Raw genomic sequence first — 17,133 nt, forward strand, 5'->3', positions numbered from 1 at the left:
TGCGCGGCGGCGGGACCGCCGGAGCCGCCCGGGCCACCCGGCTTGCCGGGAACCTTCTTGCCGCCCTGGGCGACGTCGACGGGCAGCATGACCAGCGCGGTCGTACCACCGGAGTCGGAGGGCCGCAGCTGGATGCGGATGCCGTGGCGCTGGGACAGCCGGCCGACCACGAACAGACCCATGCGGCGCGACACCGAGACGTCCACGGTGGGCGGTGACGCGAGCCGCTCGTTGATCGCCGCGAGGTCCTCGGGGGAGAGGCCGATGCCGGTGTCGTGGATCTCGATCAGCACCCGGCCGTCGGGCAGCGCGTGACCGGTGACCTTGACCTTGGTCTGCGGGGACGAGAACGACGTGGCGTTCTCGAGGAGCTCGGCGAGCAGGTGCACGAGGTCGTTGACGACGCGACCCGCGACGTCCGTGGCGGGCACGGAGGCCAGCTCGATGCGCTCGTACTGCTCCACCTCGGACGCGGCGGCACGCAGCACGTCGACGAGCGGCACGGGCCGCGTCCACCGACGGCCGGGCTCCTCACCGGCGAGGACGAGCAGGTTCTCACCGTTACGGCGCATGCGGGTGGCGAGGTGGTCGAGCTTGAACAGCGACGACAGCTGGTCCGGGTCGGCCTCGCGCGACTCCAGCTCGGAGATGAGCGAGAGCTGGCGCTGGATGAGGCCCTGCGAACGCCGCGAGAGGTTGGTGAACATCGCGTTGACGTTGCCTCGCAGGAGGGCCTGCTCGGCGGCGAGGCGGACGGCCTCGCGGTGCACGTCGTCGAAGGCCGCGGCCACCTGGCCGATCTCGTCCCGGGAGTGCACACCGACCGACTCCACGGACGTGTCGACGTCCTGCGGGTCGGACTCGGAGAGCTCCTTGACCAGCTCGGGCAGGCGGTCCTGGGCGACCTTGGTCGCGGTGTCCTGGAGGCGGCGCAGCGAGCGGATCATGGAGCGGGCCACGACGAACGCGCCGACGAGCGAGACGCCCAGCACGAGCAGGATCAGCGCACCGTTGATGATGGCGGACCGCTCGGAGGCGTTCCGCAGCTCGCGGGCCTCCTGCTCCATCTGGTTGAGCAGCGTCAGCTCGATCTTGCCCATTTCCTGGATGCGGGAGCTGTCCGCGTCGACCCAGTCCTTGTAGGAGCGCTTGTCCTGGGTCTTGATGCCCTCGGGCTTGGACAGCACGCGCTCGGCGTAGGTGTCCGCGGCCTTGATGGTGGCGTTGTTCTCGTCGAGCGGCTTGAGCAGCTCGGCCGCGGCGACGTTGCCGTACACGCTGCGGAACGAGTCGAGCTGGGAGTCCTGGTTGTCCGACGCGGCCTGTGCGTACTGCCGGTCGGTCTCCGAGAGCTTGCCGACCGTGGAGCTGTTCGGCGGGAGGGCGGCCGCGATGACGGCGCGCTGCTCGGAGGCGTACTCCTTGGCGGAGGAGAAGGCGGCGAGGGCACGGGTGCGCTGGATCATCTCGGGGCTGCTGGTCGCCTGCGCCATGTCGGTGGAGAGCGAGAGCAGCTGCTCGACGATGCGGCCGTACGCCTCGACCGTCTGCGACGAGTTGGTCTTGCTGGCGTACGCGTCCTGCCGGATGGTGTTGAGCGTGATCAGCTCGTGGGCGATCTGGACGGCGTGCTCCCGCACACCGCGCAGGCTGCCCGACTGGCCGTCGCCCTCGATGTCCGTGGTGCTCTGCAGGAACGTGTCACGGGCGCGGTTGGTCTTCTCGCGCGCGGACTTGATGCTGAAGTCGCCGGTCGCCTTGGGGTCGTTCGACAGCGGTCCGGCCGACTGGTCGCGCTCCTCCTGGAGCGCCGAGGCCAGGTCGGTGGCCTGCTTCGTCATCTCGGTGAGCAGCTTCATGTTGTCGAGCTGCTCGATGTCGTTCAGGGACTCGGCGATGCGCAGCGCACCCAGCGAGGTCGCGGCGACCACGGGGAGCGCGAGCAGCGAGACCAGACGCGTCGAGATGCGCCAGTTGCGCAGGGCTATTCGCGAGCCGGGACCCGTCGGTCCCTTGCTCTTCACCGAGGCCGGCGACGGCGGGGCCGCGGCCCCGGACACGCTGGAGCGCCCGTCGCGCTCCCCGGCGTCGACGGACGCGGTGCGCCCCGGGCTCTGGGCGTGCGGGGGCTGGGAACCGCCGGCTATCGGGCCGGTCCCGCCGCGCGGCTCCGGCTCCGCCGCAGCGCTGCCATCCCTGTTCTTACGTCCCTGCACTAGCGTCGCAACCTCTGGACCAGGCGCCCTGCCCCCGCATGCGCGGACAAGACGGTGTCGGCGTAGTTCGAGGGGCGACCTGAAACGCCCCCCTGTGGTCGTGAGTGACCGGCGCTGGTCTCCCCCTCCCCGCCGCCGGCCGGGCGCTGCTTCGCGCCCCCGTGCGCCGGTTCGATCCCGCGGCGGTCCCAGGGATTCCAGCACAGTGCAGGATCTCCAACAAGGCCCGAGGCCTGCGCCGCGCCGTCTGTGACGCGGCGTGAGGAGAGTGTTACGAGACGTAGAAAGTGATCTAGGGGAAAAAGGGCAATGCTGGACTTTCCAGGTACGGCCCGGGGGTGTCCCAGTCGCCATGATCGGGAGCGGAATGGTGGCTTCAGGTACGCAATGTCCGTTTCGAGCGCCGGGGTTGGCGTTCCGAACTGCCCCTTTTGCGAGGCCCTTCGTGAGCAAACTCACATGGCGAGGATCGCAACTTCCCGGCTTTCGGCGGGAATCTGATGTTTAGCCTGACGCTTTACAGGGATGGCCCACCAGACAACCGAGCACACGACCGAAAAGGTTCCAGAGCGCAGTCATGAAGACGATGATGTTCCACAACATTGCCAACCCGCGGCGCACGACGCTGGCGCACCTCAAGGACGCCGACGAGATCCAGGCCGCGCCCGCCGTCCCGGAACACTCGGCCACGCTCCCCACGAACACGGCCAACCCGCGCCGCACCATCCTGATGGTCGCCCCGGAGATCACCCCGGCCGCCTGAGGCGGCGCGAGCCGCACGACGGACCACGCCCCCACGCGCCGCGTTAGCCTTGACCGGTCAAACCCACCCGGGCCCACCGGCAAGAAAAAGGGGCGCAGCCACCCGTGCGCATCGCCAGATTCTCCATCGACGGGAACGTCGCCTTCGGCGCGGTCGAAGGCGACAGTCCCCCCGGGTCCTACGAGGGGCTCGTGCTCGACATCATCAAGGGCATCCCGTTCGCCGACTTCGAGCTGAGCGGCACCAAGGTCCCGCTCACCAAGGTCCGGCTGCTGCCCCCCGTGCTCCCGAACAAGGTGATCGCCTTCGGCCGCAACTACGCGGAGCACGCCAAGGAGCTGGGCAACGAGGTCCCGGACGCCCCCTTCGCCTTCTTCAAGCCGTCGACCTCGGTCATCGGCCCCGGCGACGAGATCCAGTACCCGTCCTTCTCGCAGGACCTCCACCACGAGGCCGAGCTGGCCGTGGTCATCGGCCGCATGTGCCGCGAGGTCCCGCCCGAGCGCGTGAACGACGTGATCCTCGGTTACACCGCGGCGAACGACGTGACCGCCCGCGACGTCCAGAAGCGCGAGAAGCAGTGGGCCCGCGCGAAGGGCTTCGACACCTCCTGCCCGCTGGGCCCCTGGGTGGAGACGGACCTCGACGTCGCGGCGGCGTCGGACCTCACGATCCAGTGCACGGTCAACGGCCAGCAGCGCCAGCTCGGCCGCACGTCGCAGATGATCACGCCCATCGCGGACCTGATCGCGAACATCTCCGAGGCCATGACGCTGCTCCCCGGCGACGTCATCCTCACGGGCACCCCGGAAGGGGTCGGCCCGCTCAGCGTCGGCGACGAGGTCGCCGTCAGCATCGAAGGCATCGGCACTCTCACCAACAAGGTTGTCAAGCGTGGCTAGCGCATCCGCTCCAGCAGTCCGTGTCCGTTTCTGCCCCTCGCCCACCGGCAACCCGCACGTGGGCCTGGTCCGCACCGCCCTGTTCAACTGGGCCTTCGCGCGCCACAACCAGGGCACCCTGGTCTTCCGCATCGAGGACACCGACGCGGCCCGCGACAGCGAGGAGTCGTACGAGCAGCTGCTCGACGCGATGCGCTGGCTGGGCTTCGACTGGGACGAGGGCCCGGAGGTGGGCGGACCGCACGCCCCGTACCGCCAGTCCCAGCGGATGGACATCTACCAGGACGTCGCGCAGAAGCTCGTCGACGGCGGCTACGCGTACCCCTGCTACTGCTCGACCGAGGAGCTGGACGCCCGCCGCGACGCGGCCCGCGCCGCCGGCAAGCCGTCCGGCTACGACGGCCACTGCCGCGAGCTGACCGCCGAGCAGAAGCAGGCCTACGAGGCGGAGGGCCGCAAGCCCATCACCCGCTTCCGGATGCCCGACGAGACGATCACGTTCACGGACCTGGTCCGCGGCGACATCACGTACGAGCCGGAGAACGTGCCGGACTACGGCATCGTCCGCGCGAACGGCGCCCCGCTCTACACGCTCGTCAACCCGGTCGACGACGCCCTGATGGAGATCACCCACGTCCTGCGCGGCGAGGACCTGCTCTCCTCCACGCCCCGCCAGATCGCCCTGTACAAGGCGCTGACGGACCTGGGCATCGCCAGGTTCACGCCCGAGTTCGGCCACCTCCCGTACGTCATGGGCGAGGGCAACAAGAAGCTCAGCAAGCGCGACCCGCAGTCGTCGCTGAACCTCTACCGCGAGCGCGGCTTCCTCCCCGAGGGCCTGCTCAACTACCTGTCGCTGCTCGGCTGGTCCCTCTCGGCCGACCGCGACATCTTCTCGATCGAGGAGATGGTGGCGGCCTTCGACGTCAAGGACGTCCAGCCCAACCCGGCCCGCTTCGACCTCAAGAAGTGCGAGTCGATCAACGGCGACCACATCCGCCTGCTCGACCCGAAGGACTTCGCCGAGCGCTGCGCCCCGTGGCTCAAGGCCCCCTTCGCGCCGTGGGCCGCCGAGGACTTCGACGAGGCCAAGTGGGCCGCGATCGCCCCGCACGCGCAGACCCGCCTGAAGGTCCTGTCCGAGATCACGGACAACGTCGACTTCCTCTTCCTGCCCGAGCCCGTCTTCGACGAGCCGAGCTGGACGAAGGCCATGAAGGAGGGCTCCGACGCCCTGCTGACCACGGCCCGCGAGAAGCTCGACGCCGCCGACTGGTCCTCCGCCGAGTCGCTCAAGGAGGCCGTCCTGGCCGCCGGCGAGGCGCACGGCCTCAAGCTCGGCAAGGCCCAGGCCCCGGTCCGCGTCGCCGTCACCGGCCGTACGATCGGCCTGCCGCTCTTCGAGTCCCTGGAGATCCTGGGCAAGGAGCAGACCCTGGCCCGGATCGACGCGGCCCTCGCGAAGCTCGCCGGATAACCACAGCGCCACCAGAGGCCGGAACCCGCACGGGTTCCGGCCTCCGCTCGTACCCGCAACGAGAGGCCCGACCCATGCCGATGTCCCCGCGCGACTACACGCGCTACTTCACCCCAGGTCACACCTTCGCGTACGAGACGGGCACGATCGGCACCATCGACGTCCGTCCGGCCGGCGAGCTGTCCCTGCCCTCCGGCCGCGTCGTCGCCTGCGACCCGTTCGTGGCGCTCGGCGCCGGCGAGAGCGAGCCGTTCACGGTCACCGTCGAGCCCGGCCGCTACCGCGTCGAGGCGGCGGTGGCCACCCTCGCCGACCCCGACGAACCGGCCCCCGACACCCCGCACCTGCGCGTCGCCGCCGCCCGCCTCGTCATACGCGACGAACCGGTCGTCACCTGGGAGCACGCCCTCCAGCCCGGCCAGGACCTCGCCGAACTCTCCGACGACGAGTTCTACGGCTACGGCGTCGACGCCGGCACCGGCTGCTTCTACGACGCCGAGTCCGACGGCGCCTTCCCCGAGTGCGAGGGCGACGAGGGCCCGCTCTGGGACGCCTTCGAGGAACACGACCACGCCCCCGGCCCGTACCTGATCACGTCGCCGTCCACGGGCCACACCCTGGCCGCGTTCGGCTCCGGCTGGGGCGACGGCGCCTACCCCACCTGGATCGGCCGCACCAAGACCGGCGCCGTCGCCTGTTTCGTCACGGACTTCTTCGTGATCCCGGGGGAGGGCGAGGCCTGACCGACGTACGGTCGTCCCATGGGGACGCCGATCAAAGCAGTGGTCTGGGACGTCGACGACACGATCTTCGACTACGCGACGGCCGACACGGCCGGCATGCGCGCCCACCTCACCTCCGAGGGCCTGCTCGACGGTTTCGGCACCGTCGAGCAGGCCCTCGCCCGCTGGCGGGCCCTGACCCGCGAGCACTGGGCCCGCTTCGAGGCGGGCGAGGCGGACTGGGAGGGGCAGCGCAGGGACCGGGTGCGCGGCTTCGTGGGGCAGGAGCTGCGGGACGCGGAGGCCGACGCCTGGTTCGCCCGTTATCTGCGTCACTACGAGTCGGCGTGGAGCCTGTTCCCCGACACGGTCCCGGCCCTCGACACCCTCGCCGACGGCTACCGGCACGCCGTCCTGTCCAACTCCTCGCTGCACAACCAGGACCGCAAGCTCCGCGTCCTCGGCGTCCGCGACCGCTTCGAGGCCGTCGTCTGTGCGGCCGAACTCGGCGTCGCCAAGCCCGAAGCGGCCGCCTTCCACGCCGTCTGCGAGGAGCTCGGCCTGGCGCCGCAGGAGGTCGCGTACGTCGGTGACCAGCCGGACACCGACGCCCGCGGAGCGGTCGAAGCGGGCCTGACCGGCATCTGGCTGGACCGCCTGGGACTGGGCGGCCGGCCCGAACTCGTCCGCATCACGGGGCTTGACCAGCTGCCCCCGCTGCTGGCGCGGGATACCCGTTTTGGAGCGCCGGACACCTTCAGGTAATGTTCTTCCTGCGCCGAGGGGAGCGAGCCGAAAGGCCGAAGCCCGGAAGCGCAAGCCAAGCAAAGTCCCTCAGGGGATTGAGTTTCGGTGGCCTATGGTGTAATTGGCAGCACGACGGTTTCTGGTTCCGTTAGTCTAGGTTCGAGTCCTGGTAGGCCAGCTCGCAGAGCTCATCTGCAACCGTGGATCCCAGGTCCACAAAGCCCCCGTTGTGTAGCGGCCTAGCACGCTGCCCTCTCAAGGCAGTAGCGCCGGTTCGAATCCGGTCGGGGGTACAGATCCTTCTCGTGAGGACGGTATGGGTAGCTCCCGCCGACCTTGATGCCAGGATCGCTAGGGCCCCCGTTGTGTAGCGGCCTAGCACGCCGCCCTCTCAAGGCGGTAGCGCCGGTTCGAATCCGGTCGGGGGTACGGGTTGGACCGCATTGGTCTAAACCACTATGGCCTATGGTGTAATTGGCAACACTACGGTTTCTGGTACCGTCATTCTAGGTTCGAGTCCTGGTAGGCCAGCTCGCAGAGCTCATCTGCAACCGCGGATCTCATCCGCAAGGCCCCCGTTGTGTAGCGGCCTAGCACGCCGCCCTCTCAAGGCGGTAGCGCCGGTTCGAATCCGGTCGGGGGTACAAGACGAAGAGGCCCTTCCCGTGTGCGGGAAGGGCCTCTTCGCGTGGTCTCGGAGGTGGTCAACTCCCGTGGCGCGTACGGAAGCCGGCCGGTCCCGGACACAAGTCCGGCCGGTCGCTGCGGCGTTGGAGCGACCGGCCGGGAACAGGCGGGAACGTAAGGGAAGTTGTGGATCAGCCGGTGCGGCGCAGTGCCTCGGAGAGACGGCCGGCGGCGTCGATGACGGCCTGGGCGTGCATGCGGCCCGGGTGGCGCGTCAGACGCTCGATGGGGCCGGAGACCGAGACGGCGGCCACCACGCGGTTCGACGGGCCGCGGACGGGCGCGGAGACGGAAGCGACGCCCGGCTCCCGCTCGCCGATCGACTGGGCCCAGCCGCGGCGCCTGACGCCCGACAGGGCCGTCGCCGTGAAGCGGGCGCCCTGGAGGCCGCGGTGCAGGCGCTCCGGCTCCTCCCAGGCCATCAGGATCTGCGCGGAGGAGCCCGCCTTCATCGTGAGCGTCGAACCGACCGGAACCGTGTCCCGCAGGCCGGACAGGCGCTCCGCCGCGGCGACGCAGATGCGCATGTCGCCCTGGCGGCGATAGAGCTGGGCGCTCTCGCCCGTGACGTCCCGCAGGTGCGTGAGGACCGGGCCCGCGGTCGCGAGCAGGCGGTCCTCGCCCGCGGCCGCCGCGAGCTCCGAGAGGCGCGGGCCGAGAATGAAACGGCCCTGCATGTCACGCGCCACCATGCGGTGGTGCTCAAGGGCCACCGCCAGGCGGTGGGCCGTCGGTCTTGCCAATCCGGTGGCCGCGACAAGGCCAGCAAGGGTCGCGGGTCCGGACTCCAGGGCGCTCAGGACAAGGGCTGCCTTGTCCAGAACGCCGACGCCGCTACTGTTGTCCATGCGTCGATACTCCCGTCTCACTCTGTGAAACGCAAGTTCAATTTTCCGTGGAACTTGCCACTCTGGACGTCACACCGGCCCGTGGACCAAAACGGGCCCGGCCGTCGGCGTCCGGTACGAGGGGTACGGATGTCGGCGATCCCGAAATCTCTAGTTGGGCCGGCGCACCACAAGCCGGTCGGAGGGAAAGCGATGGGTAGGACACTCGCGGAGAAGGTCTGGGACGACCACGTCGTCCGGCGCGCCGAGGGCGAGCCCGACCTCCTCTTCATCGATCTGCACCTGCTGCACGAGGTGACCAGCCCGCAGGCCTTCGACGGCCTCCGCAAGAGCGGTCGCCAGGTGCGGCGCCTCGACCTCACCATCGCCACCGAGGATCACAACACCCCGACCCTCGACATCGACAAGCCGATCGCCGACCCGGTCTCGCGCGTCCAGCTGGAGACGCTGCGCAAGAACGCCGCGGAGTTCGGCGTCCGCCTGCACTCCCTGGGCGACGTCGAGCAGGGCGTCGTGCACGTCGTGGGCCCGCAGCTGGGCCTGACGCAGCCGGGCATGACGGTCGTCTGCGGCGACTCGCACACCTCCACGCACGGCGCCTTCGGCGGCCTGGCCTTCGGCATCGGCACCTCGCAGGTCGAGCACGTCCTCGCCACGCAGACGCTGCCGCTGGCCCGCCCGAAGACGATGGCCATCACGGTCGACGGCGACCTGCCCGAGGGCGTCACCGCCAAGGACCTGATCCTGGCGATCATCGCCAAGATCGGCACGGGCGGCGGCCAGGGCTACGTCCTGGAGTACCGCGGCTCCGCCATCGAGAAGCTGTCGATGGAAGCGCGGATGACCATCTGCAACATGTCCATCGAGGCCGGTGCCCGCGCGGGCATGATCGCCCCGGACGAGACCACCTTCGCCTACCTCGAGGGCCGTGAGCACGCCCCGAAGGGCGAGGACTGGGACGCCGCCGTCGCGTACTGGAAGACGCTGAGGACGGACGACGACGCGGTCTTCGACGCCGAGGTCTTCATCAAGGCCGAGGAACTGTCCCCGTTCGTCACCTGGGGCACCAACCCTGGGCAGGGCGCGCCGCTTTCGGCCTCCGTCCCCGACCCGGCTTCGTACGAAGACGCTTCGGAGCGCCTCGCCGCCGAAAAGGCCCTGGAGTACATGGGGTTGGAGGCCGGACAGGCGCTGCGCGACGTCAAGGTCGACACCGTCTTCGTAGGTTCGTGCACCAACGGCCGCATCGAGGACCTGCGCGCCGTGGCCGACATCGTCAAGGGCCGCAAAGTCGCCGACGGCGTGCGGATGCTGGTCGTTCCCGGTTCCGCGCGGGTGGGCCTGCAGGCCGTCTCCGAGGGCCTGGACAAGGTCTTCAAGGCGGCCGGTGCCGAGTGGCGGCACGCGGGCTGCTCCATGTGCCTGGGCATGAACCCGGACCAACTCGCCCCCGGCGAGCGTTCCGCGTCCACCTCCAACCGCAACTTCGAGGGCCGGCAGGGCAAGGGCGGGCGTACGCACCTGGTCTCGCCCCAGGTCGCCGCCGCCACCGCCGTCCTGGGCCACCTGGCCTCCCCGGCGGACCTCACCGAGACCGACGCCCGTACGCCCGCTGGAGTCTGATCAGCCATGGAAGCATTCACCACGCACACCGGCCGGGCCGTCCCGCTGCGCCGCAGCAACGTCGACACCGACCAGATCATCCCTGCTCACTGGCTCAAGAAGGTCACGCGGGACGGGTTCGAGGACGGGCTGTTCGAGGCCTGGCGCAAGGACCCCGAGTTCGTGCTCAACAAGCCCGAGCGGGCCGGGGCCACGGTCCTGGTCGCCGGGCCCGACTTCGGCACCGGCTCGTCCCGTGAGCACGCCGTCTGGGCGCTGCAGAACTACGGGTTCAAGGCCGTCATCTCCTCCCGCTTCGCGGACATCTTCCGCGGCAACTCCCTCAAGAACGGTCTGCTGACCGTCGTTCTGGACCAGAAGGTCGTGGACGCCCTGTGGGAGCTGGTCGAGAGCGACCCGCAGGCCGAGGTCACGGTGGACCTGGAGGCCCGCGAGGTCCGGGCCGAGGGGATCACCGCTCCCTTCGAGCTCGACGAGAATTCCCGCTGGCGGCTGCTGAACGGGCTCGACGACATCAGCATCACCCTGCAGAACGAGCCGGACATCGCCGCCTACGAGGCGGAGCGCCCCTCCTTCAAGCCGCGGACCCTCCAAGTCTGACCCGGCTGGATCGGCTGCCGGGACAGGCTCTTTGCAAGGCTCATTCCGGCCACATCCGCAGACCCCGTACCCCCAATCGTGCACCGGTTGGGGGTACTTCTGTGTGCGGCTCCCGCGGCCCGCCACTGACCTGAACGGGTGGTCTCCGTGACCTGCCAACTCCCTTGAATACCAAGGGTGTTCCTGGGGTACGCGTGCCTCGGCACCGTGCTGAGCGGGCAAGTCGTGCGAGGGCCCAGGAGGCCCTCGTGGGGCGGGAGTTACCCCCTGCGGAGGCGACAACTCGCCCCAGATGGCACAATCTGTGCATGGAACACGACGGCCAACTCCAGATGTACACGGCGGTCGCGAACCAACTCAAGGAAGCGCACGCCCGAGTGCGCGCACTGCAAGTCCCGGAGGGCGTACGGATGGCGCTGACCCGGAAGCTGCTGGCCATTACGGCTGCGGCCAAACACGATCTCGCCGGTGCGGCAAGGCGTCTGGAGCGATTCATGGCGGACCTCGACGACTTCGACGAGGGCTCCGGCACCCAAGAGGAACTCTGAGACAGCCGAGTTCGTTGCGGCACAAGGGTGATTAGCCCGTTTCGTGTTTGATTTGCGGTATATATCTGCCTAACGTGCGAAAAAGCCGGGTCGAAAGAGATTCGCTCCGGCAATGTCTCCGAAGGGGAAGACGTGAACAAGGCGCAGCTCGTAGAAGCGATTGCCGACAAGGTCGGTGGCCGTCAGCAGGCCGCCGAGGCTGTCGACGCCGTACTCGACGCCATCGTCCGTGCCGTGGTGAACGGCGACCGCGTTTCGGTCACCGGCTTCGGTTCGTTCGAGAAGGTCGACCGTCCGGCCCGTTACGCCCGTAACCCGCAGACGGGTGAGCGCGTCCGGGTCAAGAAGACGTCGGTGCCGCGCTTCCGTGCGGGCCAGGGCTTCAAGGACCTCGTCGCGGGCTCGAAGAAGCTCCCGAAGAACGACGTCGCGGTCAAGAAGGCGCCCAAGGGCAGCCTGACCGGCGCCGCTTCGGCGACGGTCAAGAAGGCCGCGGCCAAGAAGACCACCGCCAAGAAGGCCGCTGCCAAGAAGGCGACGCCGGCGAAGAAGACGACGGCCGCCGCGAAGAAGACCACGGCCGCCGCGAAGAAGGCGACCGCGAAGAAGACCACCGCCACCGCCAAGAAGGCCACGGCGAAGAAGACCACGGCCAAGAAGGCGGCCCCGGCCAAGAAGGCGACCACCGCCAAGAAGGTCACCGCGAAGAAGACGGCGCCCGCCAAGAAGGCCACGGCCAAGAAGGCGCCCGCCAAGAAGTCGACGGCCCGCAAGACCACCGCCAAGAAGGCCACCGCCCGCAAGAAGTAAGGCACCTGCCTGTCTTCTCGGGCTTGCGCCCCAGGCTGTCACGCGCCGGGCCGGGCTCCCCTCGGGGAGCCCGGCCCGCGGCATGTGCGGGGTCCGCGGGGAGCGGCCCTCAGAAGGTCTGCAGCGTCACGAGCGTGATCTGCCGGGCCTCGCCCTCGCCCCTGACCTCGATCCGGACCCGCTGCCCCGGACGGAGCAGCCGGAGGCCGCCCGCGTCGAAGGCGGCGCCGTCGAAGGACACCGGGGTGCCGTCGTCCAGGAGGACGCTGCCGGAACGGGTCTCGGGGTCGTACGTGTACGCGGTGGCCTGCATACGGGCAGCGTACTCAGTCCACGAGCAGCAGCCCCGCGGTGGCCTTCGCCGTGTGCGGGCCCACGCCGAGGGCGAGCGCGGCGCGCAGGTCGTCGCCGGTGTCCACGTCCTGGCGGACGGAGTCGACGCCGCCGAGGGGGAGTTCCACGGCCCCGGACGCCGTGTGCCGGGCGCGGGAGGCCGCGCCGAATGCGGGGAGCAATTCCGTGCCGACGGCCGCCGACAAGAGAGTGGTGCCGATTCCGGCGGCATCGGGCAGAAATGCCCGGGGAAATGCGGCGGCCGAGGCGAGAACCCGGGCCAATTCCACGGACCGCAGCGCCGGCAGATCGGCGTTCAGGGCCACCACGGGAGTCCCCGGGTGCACGGAGCGCACGGACGCCTCTCCGTGCGCGAGAGCGGCGTTCAGGCCCGCCTGGGGGCTGTCGGGGACGATACGGGCGCCCAGCGCCCTCAGTTCGCGTCCGGCGCGGGCGTCGTCCGTGACGACCACCACATCGCCCACCGCCGCACAGGCCCGTGCGGCGGCCACCGTGTCCTGCGCGAACGCGAGGGCGAGGCCCGGGCGCAGGGCGTCCCCCGCCGTGGGGGCCAGCCTGCTTTTGGCCCGCATCAGCGGTTTCAGCGGTATCACCAGGGTCCACTGCACGCGCCTATTGTGACCTGTGCATGAGGTGAGCCCCTTCGGGCGGGCGTACGGTGTTCTCGACAGACCGGTGGCCTGGGGCGACACTTGTGCGGCCCGCCGGGTACGGCCCGCCAGGTCCTAGAGGAAGGTGTCCGAGTGTCCCGCCGCAGAATCGGCTTCTGGTACCGCTTCGCTGCGGTCCTCTGCAAACCGCCGCTGGTGGTTCTGTTCAAGCGGGACTGGCGCGGAATGGAGAACATTCCGGCGGACGGCGGCTTTATCACCGCGGTCAACCACAATTCGCATCTGGACCCGTTCCTGTACGCGCACTTTCAGTACAACAGCGGACGAGTCCCTCGTTTCCTCGCCAAGCACGGCCTCTTCAAGAAGGGGTTCGTGGGCGCGGCGATGCGGGGCACCGGGCAGATTCCCGTCTATCGCGAGTCGACGAACGCGCTGAGCGCCTTCCGCGCCGCGATCGACGCCGTGGAGCGCGGTGAGTGCGTCGCCTTCTATCCGGAAGGAACGCTTACCCGGGATCCGCAACTGTGGCCCATGACCGGTAAGACGGGCGTCGCCCGCGTGGCCCTGCAGACCAAGTGCCCGGTCATTCCCGTCGGCCAGTGGGGCGCCACCGACGCGCTCGCGCCGTATGCGAAGAAGCCGGATTTCTTCCCGCGGAAGACGCACCACGTGCTCGCCGGTACGCCCGTCGACCTGTCGGCGTACTACGACAAGGAGATGACACCGGAGCTCCTGAAGGAGGCGACCGAGGTCATCATGGGCGATATCACCGCCCTGGTGGGGGAGTTGCGCGGCGAGACCCCGCCGACGAAGCGCTACGACCCGCGTGAGGCGCGCATCGAGCAGCGCCGCAAGTCGCAGACGGACAGCGGGAGTTCGGCGCCCGGCAGTACGACCGAGGAGAGCAGCAAGTGACCCGACCCGTGAAGGCCGCCGTTTTCGGAACCGGCTCGTGGGGCACGGCATTTGGCATGGTCCTCGCCGACGCGGGGTGCGAGGTCACGCTCTGGGGCCGCCGCGCCGAACTCGCCGAGGCCGTCAACTCCACGCGGACGAACCCGGATTACCTGCCCGGCGTCGAGCTCCCGGAGAACCTGCGGGCGACGACCGACGCGGCCGAGGCCGCCGCGGACGCGGACTTCACCGTCCTCGCCGTGCCGTCGCAGACGCTGCGCGCCAACCTCGCCGACTGGACGCCGCTGCTCGCCCCCGACACCGTCCTCGTCTCGCTGATGAAGGGCGTCGAGCTCGGCTCGGCGATGCGGATGAGCGAGGTCATCGAGGACGTCACCAAGGTCGGCGAGGACCGCATCGCGATCGTCACCGGGCCGAACCTCGCGCGCGAGATCGCCGCCCGGCAGCCCGCCGCCGCGGTCGTCGCCTGCCGCGACGAGGCTGTCGCCCGGCGCCTCCAAGTCGCCTGCCACACCCCGTACTTCAGGCCGTACACGAACACGGACGTGGTCGGCTGCGAGCTGGGCGGCGCCGTCAAGAACGTCATCGGGCTCGCGGTGGGCATCGCGGACGGCATGGGCCTGGGCGACAACGCCAAGGGCTCGCTCATCACGCGCGGCCTCGCCGAGACCACCCGGCTCGGCCTCGCCATGGGCGCCGACCCGCTGACGTTCTCCGGACTCGCCGGCCTCGGCGACCTGGTGGCCACCTGCTCGTCCCCGCTGTCGCGCAACCACACCTTCGGCACCAACCTCGGCAAGGGCATGACCCTCGACGAGACCATCGCGGTCACCAAGCAGACCGCCGAGGGCGTCAAGTCCTGCGAGTCCGTGCTGGATCTGGCGCGCCGCTACGGGGTCGACATGCCGATCACCGAGACGGTCGTCGCGATCGTCCACGAGGGGAAGCCGCCGGTCGTCGCCGTGAAGGAGCTCATGTCGCGCTCCGCCAAGTCGGAGCGACGCTGAGCGACGGCGGCACGACGTGGCTCGGCGGGGCGCTGACTCTCGTACTACCAGCAGGTACGCTCAACGCGATATGAGCAGCGAGAACCTCCCCCAGAGCCCTGCGCCGCACGGGCAGAAGCCGCGCGTGGCCGTCGTCTTCGGCGGTCGCAGCTCCGAGCACGGTGTCTCCGTCGTCACGGCGGGCGCCGTGCTCCGCGCCATCGACCGCTCCAAGTACGACGTGCTGCCCATCGGCATCACGCGTGAGGGGCGTTGGGCGCTGACGGCGGACGATCCCGAGCGGATGGCCATCACCGACCGTCAGGTGCCGGACGTCGCCGATCTCGCCGAGTCGCCCGAGGGCGGCGTGGTGCTCCCGGTCGACCCGTCCTCGCGCGAGGTCGTCTACAACGAGCCGGGCTCCGTGCCCAAGGTCCTCGGCGACGTCGACGTCGTCTTCCCCGTGCTGCACGGTCCGTACGGCGAGGACGGCACGATCCAGGGTCTCCTGGACCTGTCCGGGACGCCGTACGTCGGCTGCGGCGTGCTCTCCTCGGCCGTCGGCCAGGACAAGGAGTACATGAAGCGGATCTTCACCTCCTTCGGGCTGAAGGTCGGGCCTTACCTCGTCGTCCGGCCGCGCGAGTGGGAGCAGTCCGCCCCGGACGCGGACGGCGGGAGCAGGCGGGACGCCACCCGTCGGCGCATCGCCGACTTCGTGGGCGAGCACGGCTGGCCGCTGTTCGTGAAGCCCGCCCGCGCGGGCTCCTCGTTCGGCATCACGAAGATCGACTCCTTCGATGGGCTCGACGAGGCGATGGAGACGGCCCGCTCCTTCGACCCGAAGGTGATCATCGAGGCGGGGATCGTCGGCCGCGAGATCGAGTGCGGTGTCCTGGAGTTCGAGGACGGGCCGCGTGCCTCCGTCCCGGCCGAGATCCCGCCCGTCCAGTCCCACGACTTCTACGACTTCGAGGCCAAGTACATCGACTCGGCCTCCGGGATCGTGCCGGCCCCGCTCACCGACGAGGAGACCGCCGAGGTCCAGCGGCTGGCCGTCGAGGCCTTCGAGGCCGTGGCCTGCGAGGGAATCGTCCGCGCGGACTTCTTCCTCACCGAGGACGGCGAGTTCGTGATCAACGAGATCAACACGCTGCCCGGCTTCACCCCGATCTCCATGTACCCGCGCATGTGGCAGGAGAGCGGCGTCAGCTACCCGGAACTGGTGGACCGCCTGCTGCAGGCCGCCCTGCGCCGCCCGACGGGGCTGCGATAGCCGTCCGGCTCCGGCCCGCCTGACCCACGCCCGGTCAGGGCAGCGGGCAGGCGGGGCAGGAACCGCTCGTCAGGAAGCTGCCAGGGAGCTGTCAGGGAGCTGTCAGGAAGCGATCCCTTCGGGGATCGCTTTCTTGATGGCCGGGCCCAGGTCGACCAGGACGCTCGAACTGTCGCGCCCCTTCTCCGCGGCCACCTCGACGTACGCCTCTCGGTTGGCGGTCGTGAAGCGGTACGAATCGTCGTCCTGCTTCTCCATCAGCCAGTCCACCCCGTCGACCCCGCCGGCCACCGCGTCGGGGTCCCCGCCCTCGGCGACCTTGGGGTCGATCATCTTGGGGGGTTGCGGGACACCGCAGCGCAGTATGATCGCGTTGCCTCCCCAGCCCGCGGTCAGCTTCGACGAGGGCTCGGGGTCCTTGCGACTGAGTCCGTCCACCTTCGACGGCAGCACCTTGTCCAGGTTCTGGCACAGCTTCGTGACCGTCGTCCCCGGGCTGGGAACCGCAGCCGACGCGCTGCCGTCTGCTGAGGAACAACCCGCGGTGGCGATCAGCAGGGACAGTGCGGACGACCCGATGACGAGTCGGCCAAGGCGGAGCCGGTGACGGAAAGAGTTCACCGGCACAGGGTAGACGGGGGCTACAGGTGGACGACCGGGCAGGTCAGGGTGCGCGTGATGCCGTCCACTTGCTGGACCTTGGCAACCACCATGCGACCGAGCTCGTCGACCGTGTCCGCCTGAGCGCGGACGATCACGTCATAGGGGCCGGTGACATCCTCGGCCTGAATGACTCCTGGAATCTTCCCGATGAGCTCGGCGACAGTCGACGCCTTGCCTACTTCGGTCTGGATCAGGATGTACGCCTGTACCACGGAACCTCCAGGGCGGCCACGAGGATCATGTGGGGAGAAGGGACGCCACGGTATCGCGTCGCCGCTCGTCGCGGGGAGACCCGGGGTGGCTGTGGCGTACTCGCCGTGTATGCGCGGGGAGCGCAAGGCATCGTAGGGGCGGTCCCATGACGGAAGCAGAGGGCACGCCCGTG

The 17,133-nt window shown here is 69.6% G+C and carries 18 protein-coding genes and 5 tRNA genes; 17 read left to right on the top strand and 6 right to left on the bottom strand.

The annotated features are described in order from the left end of the window. On the bottom strand, positions 1-2,216 hold a 2,216-nt coding region (locus RBJ77_RS06195), incomplete at its 3' end, for a nitrate- and nitrite sensing domain-containing protein (protein ID WP_372344045.1). A gap of 577 nt (positions 2,217-2,793) precedes the next feature. Here RBJ77_RS06195 and RBJ77_RS06200 point away from each other — a divergent pair. From RBJ77_RS06200 to RBJ77_RS06245, 10 genes are all read left to right on the top strand, one after another. After that, complete coding sequence (locus RBJ77_RS06200; protein WP_255972254.1) at positions 2,794-2,979, top strand: hypothetical protein; 186 nt, start codon at positions 2,794-2,796, stop codon at positions 2,977-2,979. 104 nt (positions 2,980-3,083) lie between these two features. Next, positions 3,084-3,881 carry a fumarylacetoacetate hydrolase family protein gene (locus tag RBJ77_RS06205; protein WP_372344046.1) on the top strand — a complete coding sequence of 266 codons (798 nt, stop codon included), beginning with the start codon at positions 3,084-3,086 and terminating at the stop codon, positions 3,879-3,881. After that, entirely contained in the window at positions 3,874-5,358 is a 1,485-nt protein-coding gene (gltX, locus tag RBJ77_RS06210; RefSeq protein WP_372344047.1) for a glutamate--tRNA ligase, read from the top strand. The genes RBJ77_RS06205 and gltX overlap by 8 nt, the downstream gene beginning before the upstream one ends. Before the next feature lie 74 nt (positions 5,359-5,432). After that, positions 5,433-6,101: a DUF4241 domain-containing protein gene (locus RBJ77_RS06215; protein WP_372344048.1), complete on the top strand. Its 669-nt coding sequence runs from the start codon at positions 5,433-5,435 to the stop codon at positions 6,099-6,101. Positions 6,102-6,119: 18 nt separating this feature from the next. Continuing rightward, complete coding sequence (locus RBJ77_RS06220; RefSeq protein ID WP_372344049.1) at positions 6,120-6,845, top strand: HAD family hydrolase; 726 nt, start codon at positions 6,120-6,122, stop codon at positions 6,843-6,845. 88 nt (positions 6,846-6,933) lie between these two features. Continuing rightward, positions 6,934-7,005 (top strand) — tRNA-Gln (locus RBJ77_RS06225). A 42-nt stretch (positions 7,006-7,047) separates the two neighbouring features. Next, positions 7,048-7,120, top strand: a tRNA-Glu gene (locus RBJ77_RS06230). 63 nt (positions 7,121-7,183) lie between these two features. Continuing rightward, positions 7,184-7,256: transfer RNA gene (locus RBJ77_RS06235), tRNA-Glu, on the top strand. Positions 7,257-7,286: 30 nt separating this feature from the next. Beyond that, positions 7,287-7,358, top strand: a tRNA-Gln gene (locus tag RBJ77_RS06240). Between the two features lie 40 nt (positions 7,359-7,398). Continuing rightward, positions 7,399-7,471, top strand: a tRNA-Glu gene (locus tag RBJ77_RS06245). Positions 7,472-7,645: 174 nt separating this feature from the next. On the opposite strand, the gene ndgR is transcribed toward RBJ77_RS06245, so the two are convergent. Further along, positions 7,646-8,362: an IclR family transcriptional regulator NdgR gene (gene ndgR / locus RBJ77_RS06250; RefSeq protein WP_135330737.1), complete on the bottom strand. Its 717-nt coding sequence runs from the start codon at positions 8,360-8,362 to the stop codon at positions 7,646-7,648. Between the two features lie 192 nt (positions 8,363-8,554). On the opposite strand from ndgR, the gene leuC reads away from it, so the two are divergent. From leuC to RBJ77_RS06270, 4 genes are all read left to right on the top strand, one after another. After that, entirely contained in the window at positions 8,555-9,985 is a 1,431-nt protein-coding gene (gene leuC / locus RBJ77_RS06255; RefSeq protein WP_372344050.1) for a 3-isopropylmalate dehydratase large subunit, read from the top strand. 6 nt (positions 9,986-9,991) lie between these two features. After that, a complete protein-coding gene (leuD, locus tag RBJ77_RS06260; RefSeq protein ID WP_372344051.1) occupies positions 9,992-10,585 on the top strand; it encodes a 3-isopropylmalate dehydratase small subunit in 594 nt (197 codons plus the stop codon). Between the two features lie 308 nt (positions 10,586-10,893). Continuing rightward, the gene (locus tag RBJ77_RS06265; protein WP_255972270.1) at positions 10,894-11,133 is read left to right on the top strand and encodes a hypothetical protein; all 240 of its coding nucleotides are present in this window, start codon (positions 10,894-10,896) and stop codon (positions 11,131-11,133) included. 132 nt (positions 11,134-11,265) lie between these two features. Then, complete coding sequence (locus tag RBJ77_RS06270) at positions 11,266-11,943, top strand: HU family DNA-binding protein (RefSeq protein ID WP_372344052.1); 678 nt, start codon at positions 11,266-11,268, stop codon at positions 11,941-11,943. Positions 11,944-12,052: 109 nt separating this feature from the next. Here the strand turns inward: RBJ77_RS06270 and RBJ77_RS06275 are convergent, their stop codons facing one another. Next, a complete protein-coding gene (locus RBJ77_RS06275; RefSeq protein ID WP_255972274.1) occupies positions 12,053-12,256 on the bottom strand; it encodes a hypothetical protein in 204 nt (67 codons plus the stop codon). Positions 12,257-12,269: 13 nt separating this feature from the next. Beyond that, positions 12,270-12,905, bottom strand: a complete 636-nt coding sequence (gene cofC, locus RBJ77_RS06280; RefSeq protein WP_372344053.1) for a 2-phospho-L-lactate guanylyltransferase — start codon at positions 12,903-12,905, stop codon at positions 12,270-12,272. Positions 12,906-13,040: 135 nt separating this feature from the next. On the opposite strand from cofC, the gene RBJ77_RS06285 reads away from it, so the two are divergent. The 3 genes from RBJ77_RS06285 (at position 13,041) to RBJ77_RS06295 (ending at position 16,085) form a co-directional block, all read left to right on the top strand. After that, positions 13,041-13,823 (top strand): lysophospholipid acyltransferase family protein, encoded by a 783-nt coding sequence (locus RBJ77_RS06285; protein WP_372344054.1) that lies wholly within the window; start codon positions 13,041-13,043, stop codon positions 13,821-13,823. After that, positions 13,820-14,830, top strand: coding sequence for an NAD(P)H-dependent glycerol-3-phosphate dehydrogenase (locus RBJ77_RS06290; protein ID WP_372344055.1), 1,011 nt, complete (start codon positions 13,820-13,822; stop codon positions 14,828-14,830). Before RBJ77_RS06285 ends, RBJ77_RS06290 begins: the two co-directional genes overlap by 4 nt. A gap of 70 nt (positions 14,831-14,900) precedes the next feature. Then, positions 14,901-16,085, top strand: a complete 1,185-nt coding sequence (locus RBJ77_RS06295) for a D-alanine--D-alanine ligase family protein (protein WP_372344056.1) — start codon at positions 14,901-14,903, stop codon at positions 16,083-16,085. A gap of 102 nt (positions 16,086-16,187) precedes the next feature. On the opposite strand, the gene RBJ77_RS06300 is transcribed toward RBJ77_RS06295, so the two are convergent. Further along, positions 16,188-16,706, bottom strand: coding sequence for a DUF3515 domain-containing protein (locus RBJ77_RS06300; protein ID WP_372344057.1), 519 nt, complete (start codon positions 16,704-16,706; stop codon positions 16,188-16,190). 20 nt (positions 16,707-16,726) lie between these two features. After that, positions 16,727-16,960 (bottom strand): Lrp/AsnC family transcriptional regulator, encoded by a 234-nt coding sequence (locus RBJ77_RS06305; protein WP_016642988.1) that lies wholly within the window; start codon positions 16,958-16,960, stop codon positions 16,727-16,729. Positions 16,961-17,133 lie beyond the last annotated feature (173 nt).

Origin of the sequence: Streptomyces sp. KL116D (genome assembly GCF_030766975.1) — a bacterium.
Classification (GTDB): Bacteria; Actinomycetota; Actinomycetes; order Streptomycetales; family Streptomycetaceae; genus Streptomyces; species Streptomyces longispororuber_A.

Coding starts and splice junctions, on each gene's coding strand:
- RBJ77_RS06200 (WP_255972254.1), top strand. CDS start 2,794: ATGAAGACGATGATGTTCCACAACATTGCCAACCCGCGGCGCACGACG.
- RBJ77_RS06215 (WP_372344048.1), top strand. CDS start 5,433: ATGCCGATGTCCCCGCGCGACTACACGCGCTACTTCACCCCAGGTCAC.
- RBJ77_RS06220 (WP_372344049.1), top strand. CDS start 6,120: ATGGGGACGCCGATCAAAGCAGTGGTCTGGGACGTCGACGACACGATC.
- ndgR (WP_135330737.1), bottom strand. CDS start 8,362: ATGGACAACAGTAGCGGCGTCGGCGTTCTGGACAAGGCAGCCCTTGTC.
- leuC (WP_372344050.1), top strand. CDS start 8,555: ATGGGTAGGACACTCGCGGAGAAGGTCTGGGACGACCACGTCGTCCGG.
- leuD (WP_372344051.1), top strand. CDS start 9,992: ATGGAAGCATTCACCACGCACACCGGCCGGGCCGTCCCGCTGCGCCGC.
- RBJ77_RS06265 (WP_255972270.1), top strand. CDS start 10,894: ATGGAACACGACGGCCAACTCCAGATGTACACGGCGGTCGCGAACCAA.
- RBJ77_RS06275 (WP_255972274.1), bottom strand. CDS start 12,256: ATGCAGGCCACCGCGTACACGTACGACCCCGAGACCCGTTCCGGCAGC.
- RBJ77_RS06295 (WP_372344056.1), top strand. CDS start 14,901: ATGAGCAGCGAGAACCTCCCCCAGAGCCCTGCGCCGCACGGGCAGAAG.